Annotated in this window: 13 protein-coding genes; 8 read left to right on the top strand and 5 right to left on the bottom strand. The window is 45.9% G+C overall.

Translation table 11 applies throughout. The features are described 5' to 3' along the window. Positions 1 to 168 precede the first annotated feature (168 nt). Together WH37_RS13630 and WH37_RS13625 are read left to right on the top strand one after the other, a co-directional pair. Positions 169 to 1,329, top strand: coding sequence for a DUF2326 domain-containing protein (locus WH37_RS13630; RefSeq protein ID WP_052736966.1), 1,161 nt, complete (start codon positions 169 to 171; stop codon positions 1,327 to 1,329). A 975-nt stretch (positions 1,330 to 2,304) separates the two neighbouring features. Then, positions 2,305 to 3,219: an NAD(P)/FAD-dependent oxidoreductase gene (locus WH37_RS13625; RefSeq protein ID WP_046231100.1), complete on the top strand. Its 915-nt coding sequence runs from the start codon at positions 2,305 to 2,307 to the stop codon at positions 3,217 to 3,219. 110 nt (positions 3,220 to 3,329) lie between these two features. Here WH37_RS13625 and WH37_RS13620 read toward each other — a convergent pair whose 3' ends face one another. After that, a complete protein-coding gene (locus WH37_RS13620; RefSeq protein WP_046231099.1) occupies positions 3,330 to 4,316 on the bottom strand; it encodes a YpdA family putative bacillithiol disulfide reductase in 987 nt (328 codons plus the stop codon). A 142-nt stretch (positions 4,317 to 4,458) separates the two neighbouring features. Between WH37_RS13620 and WH37_RS13615 the strand changes: the two genes are divergently transcribed. Beyond that, positions 4,459 to 4,992 (top strand): hypothetical protein, encoded by a 534-nt coding sequence (locus WH37_RS13615; RefSeq protein WP_046231098.1) that lies wholly within the window; start codon positions 4,459 to 4,461, stop codon positions 4,990 to 4,992. Between the two features lie 97 nt (positions 4,993 to 5,089). Here the strand turns inward: WH37_RS13615 and xerS are convergent, their stop codons facing one another. Next, positions 5,090 to 6,163, bottom strand: a complete 1,074-nt coding sequence (gene xerS / locus WH37_RS13610; protein WP_046231097.1) for a tyrosine recombinase XerS — start codon at positions 6,161 to 6,163, stop codon at positions 5,090 to 5,092. Between the two features lie 240 nt (positions 6,164 to 6,403). Here xerS and WH37_RS13605 point away from each other — a divergent pair, with 240 nt between their 5' ends. Continuing rightward, a complete protein-coding gene (locus WH37_RS13605; protein WP_046231096.1) occupies positions 6,404 to 7,066 on the top strand; it encodes a cell wall hydrolase in 663 nt (220 codons plus the stop codon). Between the two features lie 132 nt (positions 7,067 to 7,198). Next, positions 7,199 to 7,927 carry a GH25 family lysozyme gene (locus tag WH37_RS13600; protein WP_046231095.1) on the top strand — a complete coding sequence of 243 codons (729 nt, stop codon included), beginning with the start codon at positions 7,199 to 7,201 and terminating at the stop codon, positions 7,925 to 7,927. 443 nt (positions 7,928 to 8,370) lie between these two features. On the opposite strand, the gene WH37_RS13595 is transcribed toward WH37_RS13600, so the two are convergent. Continuing rightward, positions 8,371 to 8,799, bottom strand: coding sequence for a DUF3995 domain-containing protein (locus WH37_RS13595; RefSeq protein ID WP_046231094.1), 429 nt, complete (start codon positions 8,797 to 8,799; stop codon positions 8,371 to 8,373). Further along, positions 8,796 to 9,401: a TetR/AcrR family transcriptional regulator gene (locus WH37_RS13590; RefSeq protein WP_046231093.1), complete on the bottom strand. Its 606-nt coding sequence runs from the start codon at positions 9,399 to 9,401 to the stop codon at positions 8,796 to 8,798. Before WH37_RS13590 ends, WH37_RS13595 begins: the two co-directional genes overlap by 4 nt. A gap of 204 nt (positions 9,402 to 9,605) precedes the next feature. On the opposite strand from WH37_RS13590, the gene WH37_RS13585 reads away from it, so the two are divergent. Genes WH37_RS13585 through WH37_RS13575 form a run of 3 tightly spaced genes read left to right on the top strand, consistent with a single transcriptional unit; the run spans position 9,606 to position 12,864 of the window. Next, entirely contained in the window at positions 9,606 to 11,051 is a 1,446-nt protein-coding gene (locus WH37_RS13585; RefSeq protein ID WP_046231092.1) for an ABC transporter substrate-binding protein, read from the top strand. A gap of 29 nt (positions 11,052 to 11,080) precedes the next feature. Further along, complete coding sequence (locus tag WH37_RS13580) at positions 11,081 to 12,034, top strand: carbohydrate ABC transporter permease (protein WP_046231091.1); 954 nt, start codon at positions 11,081 to 11,083, stop codon at positions 12,032 to 12,034. Continuing rightward, the gene (locus WH37_RS13575; protein WP_046231090.1) at positions 12,031 to 12,864 is read left to right on the top strand and encodes a carbohydrate ABC transporter permease; all 834 of its coding nucleotides are present in this window, start codon (positions 12,031 to 12,033) and stop codon (positions 12,862 to 12,864) included. Before WH37_RS13580 ends, WH37_RS13575 begins: the two co-directional genes overlap by 4 nt. Positions 12,865 to 12,953: 89 nt before the next feature. Here WH37_RS13575 and WH37_RS13570 read toward each other — a convergent pair whose 3' ends face one another. Beyond that, positions 12,954 to 13,682, bottom strand: coding sequence for a FadR/GntR family transcriptional regulator (locus WH37_RS13570; protein ID WP_046231089.1), 729 nt, complete (start codon positions 13,680 to 13,682; stop codon positions 12,954 to 12,956). Positions 13,683 to 13,797 lie beyond the last annotated feature (115 nt).

Below are 13,797 nucleotides of genomic sequence, written 5' to 3'. Positions count from 1 at the left end.
TTTTATGCACAAAAGTAGCCGTGATAGAAAATTAGGAAGATTCAGAGAACATTAATGCAACGCTAGTGTAGTAAATTAATTAATACCGCATTTTTATTGGGTATTGATGTAGACTTAATTAGTGCGAAAAAGGAACTTCGTGATTTACAAACTAGCTCGGATAGATTAATGAAAGGTTTAGAGAAGGACCCTGTCATTATTGAACACTTCAAAAACAATAAAGATTCACTTATTGAGATTTACGATTTAGAAGAAGAAGTATCCCAACTTCAGGATCAATTGCAAAGTTTTAAGGTAGCTTCTAATTATCATGATATTGAAAAAGAAGCAGATGAGGTAAGTTATACCTTAAAGAAGCTCGAAAATAAAAGAGTTTTATTGGCGAATTCTATAAGAAATATTGAAAAATCACTACAAATTGAACCAGATGTATCTGCGGATCGTGTTGCGAAATTGTATCAACAAGCAAATATACAAATACCCGAGATGGTAAAACGACAAGTACAAGAAGTACTCAATTTTCATAATGGTTTGTTAACAAAGAGAAAAGAGCGCCTTTTTAATGAATTAAAAAATAATCGCGAAAATCTGAGTAGCATGAATAAGGATATTGAATTAACTGGTGACGAATTAGACAGGCTACTTGGATATCTGAATACACACGGTGCACTTGATGAATATGTGAGCCTAAATAATAAATTAAGCGATATTAAATCTAAGAAACGCAGACTTGAAGAGCATCAGAACATAATAAAAACCTATAAAAAGAAACTAAGAGATATTCAAACTGAATATACAAATGAGACTAAACAAGCGGAAGAATACTTGGAATCAATTAGCGAGTTGCTTGATAATATTATGGTAACTTTCCGAGAGATGTCCAAATCGTTTTACGAAAATAAGCCCGGAGGAATAAAAGTCACAAATAATGATGGAGAAAATACACTGCGTTTTGATATTAAGGCAAAAATTCAAGATGATTCTTCTGATGGAGTAAACGAGGTGAAAATATTTTGTTTTGATATGACTCTATTACTTCTACAGTTGAACCATAAAGTGAAATTTATATTTCATGATAGTAGACTTTTTAGTAACATGGATCCACGACAGAGGTACACACTTTTCAAGCTTGCTTATGAGAGAACAAAAATCGGGAACTTTCAGTATATTGCTTCGGTGAACGAAGATACATTACAAACGGTAGAAGAAATAATGGATAAAGAAGAATATCATGAGATAATTGAAAAAAACATTATCCTCACTCTTACTGACGAGTCAGAGAAGAGCAAATTACTGGGGATCCAAGTTGATATGGATTATGAAAAATAAGAACACCAACCAAAAAGAATTATCCATAACAGGGTTCAAGCATATTCATGCTTGGGCTTTTCTTTTGGCCATTAGAACCTAGATTTATGGTAGATATTTGAAACGATTGGTACGAAAGTATGGTAATATTACAAAAGGGGGAGGTTTATCGTTACAAAAATCAGAATCCAATTTCCGGTCTGTTAATGTCTTTAGAAGTTAATAAACGAATGGTTAGCTCAATATGCATGTTAAGACTTTGTCGCCAAAATTCTATTAATCCTTCATATAGTTGTATCCTGGCGGGTTAGAACCTACTTGATTATACATTCTAACCGCCACTAACCGATGCTCGGGAATTACTAAGCTGGTCTTGTACTTTAATTAAGTACTAATTAAGTGCCTTGTACCTAGCATTGTTTATATGTACCAATTATTTTTGTAACAACATAATTTCGATTCACCTCCGTTTATTTATCCACCGCCTATGAAAGGGGAGAGGCCAACTTTGTTCGAGTGTCATCTTTTGAAATGAATGTTTCGTTTCCATTAGTATTTAATGATGTATAAATCATATCATTTCCCGCAAGAAATGGTTTAATGGCAAAAACGAGCGTCCGTATTTAAATGAATTGGAAGGATTATAGGTACAGAGTGCTTTCAAGGTTTTTTCACAAACTAAGGCTCTCTTTAACCCTCGATATAACGTCAATATCCATACGAAAGACTTTATTTTCTTTCCAAAAACGGGCTTTTTGAAAGATAAGTTGCCGTCAAAAAATAAAGCTTGAATTAAAGACTCGTTTTGTCTATAATAATATTTGCAGCTCGATAGCGGACATTAAGTGTCTTTAATAGATTTTTAAAAGAGATATTCAAAACAGTGTAATATTTTTCTAATCTCCAAATTATCGTAGCGCAATAGAAAACGATGAGTATTAGAAGGGTTTTTTTTCATTCAATTAAAGACATTAAAACTCTCGGAAGGTGGTTAATATGAAACAACTGATGGATGTTGCGATTATTGGTGGAGGGCCGGCAGGACTTAGTGCCGCACTGGTATTAGGCAGAGCGAGGAAAAGTGTTATCGTTATTGATGAAGAGCGTCCGCGCAATCGGGTGACGCAGGAATCGCATGGCTTTCTGACGAGAGACGGCATTAAGCCTAGCGAGTTCCGTCAAATTGCGCGCGAGCAGATAAGTGTCTACCCATCCGTTCATTTTGAAAATGACTCAGCCGTAGCCGTAACGGGAGCCGATGGGGAATTTATGATTACGACCGCAAAAGGATCAACCTTCGGGGCCAAAAAGCTGCTTTTTGCCGTAGGGATGAAGGATCTTCCACTTGATATTGAAGGATTAACTGACGTTTATGGAAAAAGCGCATTTGTGTGCCCGTATTGTGATGGCTGGGAAATGAGGGATAGGAAGCTGGTTATAATATCCAAGGGGGATCATGCGCTGCACTTCGCCAAAATAATAGCAGGCTGGACAAGCCAATATACCATTTGCACCGATGGTCCTGACGAAATGACCGCTGAGCAGCGCGAGGAATTGCAGCAGCATGATGTGCCCATATTTGACTCAAAAATTCAGCGAATTGAAGCAGCTAACGGCAGCGTTCAGCAAGTTGTGCTGGAGGATGGATCAATCATATCGTGCGAAGGTATCTTCTTTGTGCCGAAGCTGGCGATTGGATCGGATCTTCCGCAGGCTATGGGCTGTGCAATGACAGAAGCAGGGGCTGTTGTTGTCGATGAGTTTGGCAAGACGAATGTGCCGGGCATCTATAGTGCCGGCGACGCTGCTTCCCAAAAGTATCAGGTCGTTGCGGCGGCTTCAATGGGATCAATGGCGGCTGTAAGCATTAATAGTGAATTGTTGGGTGAAGCATGGAGCGAGCGAGGCTAACCGTTTCATGACAGATTTATAGAAGAGGCTGCCCATGCTCAGAGGTTTAGCGCATCACATTGCGCTCTCTCTGGCCATGGGCAGCCTCTAACTGTTACGGTTCTTGCATTTTATTTGTCGGCTGCGGTGTTTTGGGCGATATGCGCGGCAATTTTTCTACCGTGAAAACGTCCGGTTTCAATGAAAATTTCATTCGCTTCATGACGTGAAGCAACAACACCGGCAAGAAACAAGTTTGGCACATTCGTCTCCATCGTAGCTTCGTCGAAAAACGGATAACCTTCCTCCGCCATAACGACGCCCGTATCCGTCAGGAAATCCCGATCTGGATGAAAGCCTGTCAGCGCAAGCACAAAATCATTTGCAATCGTATGCTTGCCCTCAGAGTCTTCAAGCGTGACGCTGCGGTCATCGATGCTCATGACGCGAGAGCGAAAGCGCATCGCAATTTGCCCCTTGGCTACTTTGCTCTCAAAGCCGGGCTTCACCCATGGCTTAATACTCGATGAATAGTGCTCACCGCGATAAATTACGGTCACCTTCGCCCCGATGCGTTCGAGCTCAAGCGCTGCATCGATAGCGGAATTGCTGCCCCCAATAATCGCAACCTCCATTCCGGTATACGGATGGGCCTCGCGGAAAAAATGCGTCACCTTCTCCAACTCCTCACCTGGAATACCCAAATAATTCGGATGGTCAAAATAACCTGTGGCAATAATAACATAGCGGCTGGAATAGGTCAGCGGTTCGCCAAAGCGATTGGTGCTGGTGAGCGTAAAGCGGCCATTTTCACGAACGACTCGCGTTACCGTCTCATAGGGATTAATCCGAAGCTCATGGCGCAGCGCCGCTGTGCGATAATAATTCATCGCTTCAAGCCGTGAAGGCTTGTCATTCGGCGTCGTGAATGGAATGTCGCCAATTTCAAGCAGCTCCGGCGTGCTGAAAAAATGCATATAGGTCGGGTACTGCGAGATCGAATGGACCAGATGGCTTTTTTCTATTATAAGGGGGCGGATTCCGATGCGCTGCAGCTCAATTGCCGCGGCAAGGCCGCAGGGACCAGCGCCAATAATGATTGCTTCTTCTCTAATCATGTATGTACCTCCGATAATGATTTCCCCACCATTGTACTGCGGCGCACGGAATTAATGCAAATTTGGCGATTGGCTATCTTGTACACCAGTTGGATTATTGTATAATAATGTGGAAACGTTGTTTTATAGAAGGAGGTCAAACATGCCGCGACGGTTTGTAATAGAGGCAGTAATGGTGGCAACTTATGGTCACCTTCTCGTTCCAAGTAGCCCCATTGATTATGTTGTTCCTTATTCTTCCATTTTGGAGCTTTATGATATGAGAGACGGATCAGATCCCGTTATGGAAGATCCAGATGATGATGCTCATGTCAAAAATAAAATTGGCGAGCTGATTGCTTTTTTTGAAGATCCGCTCAATCGTAAAAAAATCGAACGCACGATGCAGGTGCCTTGGCGGGAAAGCTCGCCGCTGCTGCTTAACGAGCGAATACAGTTTACAATTGTACATGCTGTAGACAGCGCGCAATACGGCGAGGCGTTCGATCCGATCGAAACGGAGCTGCTGCTGACCGCATTGAAATTTAATTTGCCGCTGCTTTCCGACCAGTTTGAGTTTCAGGATAAGCTGATTCAAGCAGAGATCCCCGTGCAAATTTACGACATTGAAGATTTTGAGTTTGCGGTGGAAGAGGGCATTTCCGCTACAGATATGGAGCTGTCCAAAGATTTTTGAGCTTGAGAATGGAACAAAATAAATAGCCTTCTTGCATGAGCAGAATGCCAGCTGCTGCCGAGAAGGCTATTTGACTTGGCCTCGCTTATTCCCCAGCTTATTCCCGATCAATCGCTTCCGCCATCGTCTTATCGGTCAAATGAGCGTAAATTTGCGTCGTCTCCGGCGATGCATGTCCAAGCTGTTCCTGCGTTTTGTACAGGTCATTACGCAAATAATAGTCAGTTGCGAACGAATGGCGCAGCTTATGCACGGATAGATAGGGTTTGCCGAAACGCTTGGCGTATTTCATAACCATCGCCTGCACCGCTCGTTTCGTCATGCGCGAGCCTTCTTTTTTGCCGTTCGCAATGGCAAGGAACAGCGCTTTTTCCCGTTTCGGCGCTTTATAATGCGTATCGCGCATTTGCAGGTACACCTGTAGATCATCAACCGCTTCCTGGCGAAAATAGACCGGGGTTTTAAACGAATCGTCGTTTTTACCTTTACGGTAAACATGCGCGAGCTTTTTTTTCAGATCAATGTCATCGACGTTGAGATTGATCAGCTCGGATACGCGCAGGCCGGAATGCAAAATAAAGCTGATGATGCAAGTATCCCGTATTTTGTTCAGCTCATAGGAATACAGCGCCTGCTTGTTGCCGGCAAGATCGCTTTCGTAGCCGCTTGCAATATAAGCAAGAAACTCCCCAATTTCCTCCTCCTGCAGCAGCTTGCCTTCCAGCTTCGCCGCCGTATCCTTAGGCTTGCTTGTGCGCTTAATAGCAACCTTCGCCATGACATTGCGCTTCAACAGCGGATAAAACTGCTCATCCTCGGCGATTTGGCTCAAATAATGAAAAAGCGAGCGCAGCGAGGAAAGCTTGCGGGTAATCGTCGTTTTACGATTATTATGGCTAGGATGGGTAGCGAGAAACATGCGGAAGCTGTCAATGCTGTCCATATGAAGCCGCTCCAGCTCTGTTAGCTGAACGTCTTTGATTACCGTCGCCTCAGATAGCCCTTCCGTAACGAGCCAATTTAGAAAAAGCTCATAATCCCTTACATACTCAAGCAGCGACGAAGGGGAGAGGTCGGGCAGCTTATAATTAATAAATTTCTCAATATACCAAGGCATAGATGGGACCCGTTTGTCCAGCTCCTGCCGATCCTTCACTTTAATAATATTCATCATTTATCACCTCTGCCAATCATTTATCCCTCATTATAGCAGTTCCCTGGAGAAAACTCCCGTATAGCGCGCTAGACCGCTGTTTATGCTTGTCCAAACATTAGTAAATTCATGTAATTATGCAAATACGGTTACTTTCATTTTAATACTATGTTAAACTCATACGAGTGCTGAAATTAATAAAAATAAATTTGAAAAATAAGTTTTGTACTTGTTTTAAAAAGGAGGAATATTAGAATTATGAAAAATAAATTAATATTTCGCAATTTATTAGCATATATATTTGCGATTATTTTGGTCGTCAGCTTGCCGCTTCAAATTGTTGGAGCCGCGGCCCCGGCTACACTGAGCTATGGCAGCAAAGGGGAAGATGTTCCCGACGTCCAGTATCGATTAAAGATTTTAGGGTATTTTATGAATGACGAGGTAACGGACTTCTACGGTAAAATGACCGAGGATGCCGTGAAACGGTTTCAAAAAGATTACGGCCTCCAATCCGACGGCATTGCTGGCAAGCAAACCTGGAAGACGCTGAAAAAAGTATCCGTCAGCGAGCATGAGCTGAACCTGCTGGCCCGTATTATTTTTGCCGAATCGCGTGGCGAGCCATTCAAGGGGCAGGTGGCCGTAGGCGCCGTCGTGATGAACCGATTGGCTTCCTCACAGTTCCCTAATACGCTTAAAGGCATTATCGAGCAGCCAGGTGCATTTACAGCAGTTGATGATGGACAGTACAAGCTTAAGCCAGATTCCACAGCTTACAAGGCCGCAGTCGAGGCAGTTGCCGGAAATGATCCGACGAATGGCGCACTGTATTATTTTAACCCGAAGACCGCAACGTCATCTTGGATTTGGACGAGGGAACAGATCGTACAGATCGGCAATCATATTTTTGCTATTTAAAAGCATTACATCCAGCACGCTGCAGCAAAAACTCGCTCGCTTCCTGAACACGGGAGGCAGGGCGAGTTTTTTTGTAGGCTTCATTTTGTTCACTTGGTATAATATTCATAATGAAAGAAAGGGAGCATGCAAATGAAGAGGAATAAGAAATGGCGAAATATAATCATTGGTGGGCTGGCATTGTTAGTATTGCTAGGGGTTTTAGAGTATAAAGGGGTCATTTGGCATAATTCCATATTTGCGAATGCCTATGAGGTGAAAGGGCTGGATGTATCGCATTATCAAGGCGAAATAAACTGGAAGCACATAAAAGCGACGGGGAAATATGAATTCATGTTTGTGAAAGCAACGGAGGGCAAGGATTATACCGACGAGCGGTTCGAAGCAAATTGGCAGGGAGCGAGGGAGCAGCGCTTTCTGACGGGAGCGTATCATTTTTTCACAACGATGAGTACGGGGGAGGAGCAGGCTGCCCATTTTATAAAAACAGTTCCATATGAGCAGGATAGCCTGCCACCCGTCATCGATCTGGAAATCAGCCTGGACCATGACCAAGCTAACGTACATAAGGAGCTGCAGGCGCTAGCGGACGGCATGGAGGCGCATTATGGCAAAAAACCTATATTGTATGTGACGTATGATACTTACCATACTTATATAGAAGGTGTATCCGCTTTTGCCCCCTATGAAATTTGGATTCGCGACATTGTCAAGCATCCGAAGCTTGGAGAGCGCGGCTGGCAGTTCTGGCAATACCATAACCGCGGACATGTGGCAGGTATAGACATGTACGTCGATATTAATGTATTTCGTGGAAGCCGTGATGCTTTTATGGAGCAGTTTACGGCCTCTAATACTTAACATAAAGAGTAAAAGCATAAACAAAATTGTTAGTATAACAAAATGGTTTAGGGTGTGCATGCAAACCGGATTCGGCCTGCTGCGCCTTGCTTAGCGCTTATTTGAGGCCAATCTCATCTGACGATTCAAGGCCGGGGAGCCGCGGCATGCGATTGTTGCTGAGACCATGGTGGCTGAGCCACGCAGCTCGGGACGCGCCCTCTTTTTTTGAAGGACTGTGGTTCCACTATTATGGCTTTTGATCCGATTTCAGGCCGTACGCGGACAGGAAATCCGTTATTGCCTTCATTAACCCGTCAAAATGGCTTTTGGCCGCACATTAGCGGCTTCTGAGTCCGCAGCCTGTGCCATAACCTGTGATCCGGTTGAAATAGCTGCTGCTGTGTCCACCAAATTCTAGCTTGATCTGGCTCGCTTACGTTTGCATATACGGTCTAAATTGGTTAGGTTGCCAAGACTGCAGCCGTATAAAATGCGCCTGACAGCAGCAGGCAAAGCGGCGTAAACAAATACAGGTCAAATTTGGCAAAGCGGGTGGAGCGAACTTTACGGAAAATGCCAACATAGTTAAAATCGCCAATCGTCCGCAGCGTAAAGGCGGCTGCACATGCCCAGCAGCTCCACTTGATGAATGGCGAGCCTGAAAGGAAGGGCAGCACATCACCCTGAATGAACAGTACTAACGCCGAGCAGAGCAGCAGACCTGCAACGACTAGCGTAGCGCCTATTCCCGGAAGAAACAGCATTTGCTGCGAATTTGCTTTCGTAGGCAGAGCGGCGCTTGCGCCCCATTTTCCGCCAAAGGCCCAATAAACATGAATGGCGCTAAGCAGCAGCAAAATAAACCCGCTTATTGCGATCCACAGCATCATGCGAATTCACCTCTCATTTTCAAGCCTTCCCAGATAACTTCGAAACGGCGCTCAAAGCCAGCTTGCATTTGCAGAGCATCCTCAAGTGATGCTGCCCAGGTCAATAGGGCATGAAAGTACAAGCCTGCGAGCACGGCTGCGACATCTGCACTAGCGAGATAGCTTGGCAATTGATTTTGCTGCTGGGCCTCATTTAGGAGGCCTTTAAGCAGCTCCTCAAATTTATTAATGATATTAAATTCTTCTTGCATCAGCAGGGGAGAGCGCAGCATTTCCGAAATGGTGAGCTTCGCAAGCTCAGCGTTTACGGCATATTTTTGGAACAAGTCGCGAAATAGCGTTAGAAGCTTTTCTTTAATGCCATTAATTAATGAATATCGCTCAAGGTTTTCTTGAGTCACTTTCATCTGTGTCTGACCCAAATCGAGCAGGATCGCTTCCTTGCGTGGAAAATAGTTATAAAACGTTCCTTTGGCAACGCCGCAGCCTTGCGTAATCTCATCAATTGTGACGTTTGCAAATCCTTTTTCCCGAAATAATTGCACGGCATACATAAAAATACGTTCTTTAAGCTCCTGCTTCCGTTGTTGTCGCAGTACCATGTAAGCACACCGCCTTCATCAATAATGACTTCAGTCAATAAATGACCACAGTCATTATTTTAGCGTAAGTCTGATTTTTTTGCAAGTTTTTGGCAAGCGCTATAAAAAGTCCACCATTATAAATATATTCGAATTTTAAAATGTAACCGCATTCAATATGATAGAGCTGTACAAAGAGATTGGCATAACAAAGGGAGGCTTTATATGATCGCACGATTCAAAGGAAGGTCAGCATTCACTGCATTGCTACTATCGTTAACACTCGTTGTGGCAGGATGCAGCGGCACAGGCAACGGGGGAACAACACCAGCAAGTGAAGGGGCTAGCAGCCAGCAGCCTGCGGAATCGCCGAAAGGCGAGGCGTCAGCGACGCCTGAGGAGAAAGAGCCAGTAACGCTTAAGTTTACGTTTTGGGGAAGCCCGCAGGAGAAGTCGGCGATGGAGCAGGCGACCAAAAGCTTTACGGAAAAATACCCTTGGATTAAAGTTAACGCCATTCATATTCCAGAGGCGGACTACGATGCAAAAATTACGGCGATGGTTGCAGGCAACGACTCCCCGGATCTCGGTTATATGCACGGGGAGCTTGCTGACCCTTGGCAGAAGGAGGGGAAATTCGTCAATCTGTTCGAGCTGCTGGATAACGACGGCGAGCTGAAGCGCGACGATTTCCTCGACTATATTTGGTTCAAATCATCCGAGGATTTTGCTTACGGCATTAGCACAGCGGGCGAGACATTCGGTTTATTTTACAACAAGGATATGTTCGATCAGGCGAATGCCGCATATCCGCCATCGAAGCCGGAGGAAGCTTGGACTTGGGATGAGTTTGTCGACGTTGCCAAGAAGCTGACGATTGACAAAAACGGCAAAAACGCCTCTGAAGCGGATTTTGATCCGAAAAACATCCGCCAATACGGCGTATCCTTTGAAACATGGCATGGACCGGTGCAGGCAACGGTTATTAACAATGAAGGCGAGTGGATTACGAAGGATGGCAAATTCGGCTTTAGCCAGCCGGAAGCGACTGAAGCGATTCAGCGTTTAGCAGATTTAATTAATGTGCACCATGTTGCGCCGTCTCCGGTACAGATGAAGTCGATTCCTTCGCAGGCGGTAGCGCTGCAATCGAAGCTGGTCGCCATGTCGATGCATGGGCAGTGGATCAATCTTGATCTCGGGGCGGCTGGAGTAAACTACGATATTGGCGTCCTGCCGAAAATGAAGCGCAGCGTGCCGATGGGCATTAGCGGGGCATCGGTCATTTACCAATCGACGAAGCATTTGGAGGAAGCATGGCTGCTCACGAAATTCCTGGAAAATCCGGAAGGCTCGATTGACCTCTATAAGGGCGGCCTTTGGATGCCGACGATGACGAAATGGTATACCGATCCAGAGCTTGTAGCGAAGTGGGCAGAAAATAATCCGGCGCATCCAGCGGGCTTCAAGGATGCGATGATGAACAATCTGCTGCAAAACGGCGTGCCGAACGGCTCTTATTATATTAAAAATTTCTCGAAGGTGAATGCCATTACCTTCTCCGGCATGGATGAAGTATGGTTAGGCCGCAAAACGGCGGTAGAAGCGATGAAGGAAGTCGAAGCGAAGGTGCAGCCGGAAATTCAAGGCCGCTATGATGTGAGCGAATAACCGATAAAACGAGTTTGGAGAGAGCTGTTATGAAACCACTGGCAAGCGTTCATGAGCGTGAATTAAAGGCGGAGCGCGGAGTCAGGCAAAAACGGAAATTCGGGGAGCTGGGCTTCGGCCTGCTCTTCGCTTCTCCGGTACTGCTGGGCTACGTCATTTTCGTCATTGTGCCGATTGCGGCAACCTTCTATTTGGGCTTCACTTCCTACAGCGTCGGCACTGTGCCGAAATGGATCGGCTTTGACAATTATGCCAGCTTGTTTAGCGGGGCAGATCCCTTTTTCTACCCGGCCGTGAAAGCAACGGTTTATTATGTTGGACTGAGCGTGCCGCTGGGCATTATTTTATCGTTTTTTTTAGCGATACTGCTGAATCAGCAGGTCGCGGGCAAAAGCTTTTTTCGCGGCGTATTTTATTTGCCCGTTATTATTCCGCTTGCCGCGTCCTCGATGGTTTGGATGTGGCTGCTGCAGCCGGATTTTGGCATCGTCAACTATGCGCTGGAAGCGCTGCATTTGCCAACCTCCAGATGGCTCGGCGATACGACCTCCGTTGTGCCGACGCTCATTTTGTTCAGCTTCTGGACGCTGGGCAATACGATTGTTATTTTTCTAGCAGGTTTGCAGGGCATTCCTGCCCACCTTTATGAGGCCATTGAGCTCGATGGTGGCAATCGGCTGCATAAGCTGATTTACATTACGATTCCGATGAGCTCGTCGATTATTTTTTTCAATACGGTTATTGCGTTCATTAATGGGTTTCAGACGTTCGTGCAGCCAGCGGTCATGACGCAGGGCGGGCCTAACAATGCGAGCTTGCTCTATGTGCTGTATTTGTTCAATGAAGGCTTCAAGTCTTCACGAATGGGCAGCGCCAGTGCGATTTCCGTATTGCTGTTTCTCGTCATTATGCTGTTCACCGCAGCGATTTTCTACTTCTCCAAGTCTTTGGTCTATTATGAGGGCAAGGAGGAGCGCAGATGAAAAAGCAATCTATGGCCAATCGAATCGTTATTTATGCGCTGCTTATTGGCGGCAGCCTGTTTTTCCTGTTTCCGATTTTTTGGATGCTGCGAACCTCGCTCATTAATATGGGCGATTTATATCAAATACCGCCGAAGCTGCTGCCAGACGATTTGAGCTGGGATAATTTTGAGCAGGCACTGGGCGCCTATCCGTTCGGGCGATTTTTTCTCAATAGCACGGTCATTACGGCGTCGGCGATGCTTGGCGTGCTATTTTCCAGCTCGGTCTGTGCCTACAGCTTCTCGCGCATTCACTGGAAGGGCCGCGACAAGGTGTTTGGATTTATATTAACGGGGTTAATGATTCCGTTTTTCGTCGTCATGATCCCGCAATATGTGTTCTGGAATGCGCTGCATTTGACCGATACGTTCGTACCGCTCATTGCACCAGCGTGGTTTGGAGGAGGCGTGTTCAACATTTTTCTGCTGCGGCAGTTTTTCCTCAGCATCCCGACGGAGCTGGATGAAGCCGCAAAGGTGGACGGAGCCGGACATTTCCGAATCTACTTGCAAATCATTTTGCCGATTGGCAAACAGGCGATGATTGTTGTCGGGCTGCTTACGTTTTTGGCAAACTGGAACGATTATTTAGGACCGCTGGCTTTCATTACCTCGGAGAGCAATTATACGCTTATGCAGGGGCTGACGCTGTTTCAAGGCTCCTATTCAGCGCAGTGGCATCTGATGATGGCGGCGACCTCGGTCATCGTTATTCCTTCGCTGATCGTCTTTCTCGTTGCGCAGCGGCATTTTATTGAAGGCATCGCAATGACGGGGATTAAAGGGTAACAGGGGAAGAAGAACGTGGCAATATGAAGATAGTCGTGTCAAAAAAAAAGGGAAAGCTTCTGTTCACTCAGATGCTTTCCCTTTGTTATTTAGCCAGAAGCCAGCTTGCCGAGCAGCACCGACTCTACCTTGGAAATATGCGCCTCCATAAGCTGGGATGCTTCCGCAGGCTGCCGGCCGACAATCGCCTCGTAAATTCCCTGATGCTCGTCCAGCAGCCGCTCCGCTGTTGAGCGCTCCGCATAAAACCACAAAGCCCGTGTATCCTTCATGCTCTCATGAAGCTTGGACGACAACGACTCCATCATTTCCAGCAGCACGGGATTATGGGTCGCCTTCGCGAGCTCCTGATGAAAGCGGATGTCCGCCTGCTCGCTGAAAGCCTCATCGCCAAGGCGTTCATTCATGCTCTGCAAAATGGAGGCCAGAGCGGCCAAATCAGCTTCGGTCCGGTTACGGGCAGCAAGCGCAGCGCAGCCGGTTTCCAGCACCTTGCGCACCTCCAAAATATGGCGCAGCGTTTGCGCACGATCCATCCACGCTTCGTCATAGAGAAAGCTTGGAGCTGTTATGGAAGCAGGCTCTGGTGGAGCTGTGACATAAGTGCCGCTGCCTTGGCGAATATTCAGTCTGCCCATGGCCCGCAGCGCGCTTAATGCCTCGCGGATCGTAGATTGCCCTACGCCATAGGAGGCGGCAAGGTCGGCAACAGAGGAGAGCCGGTCGCCTGGGGCGAGCGAGCCGTCCTCCATTTTTCGTTTAATATCGTTCATGACCCACTCATAGCTTTTGAGCGGTCGGTTTGGGCTGATCTCCATAATAACTCCCTTCAAACAACTCACTAGCTTGCTCAAAAATTGCACTTTCGCTTTTATCTATTTTATTGTATACTTTTTTTAATTTAAAGTCATCAGATGACCTGATTAATTAATA

The organism is Paenibacillus algorifonticola (assembly GCF_000971975.1).
GTDB lineage: Bacteria > Bacillota > Bacilli > Paenibacillales > Paenibacillaceae > Pristimantibacillus > Pristimantibacillus algorifonticola.
The sequence above is the reverse complement of the archived record's forward strand: the minus strand, read 5'-3'. Positions and strand labels throughout refer to the sequence as shown.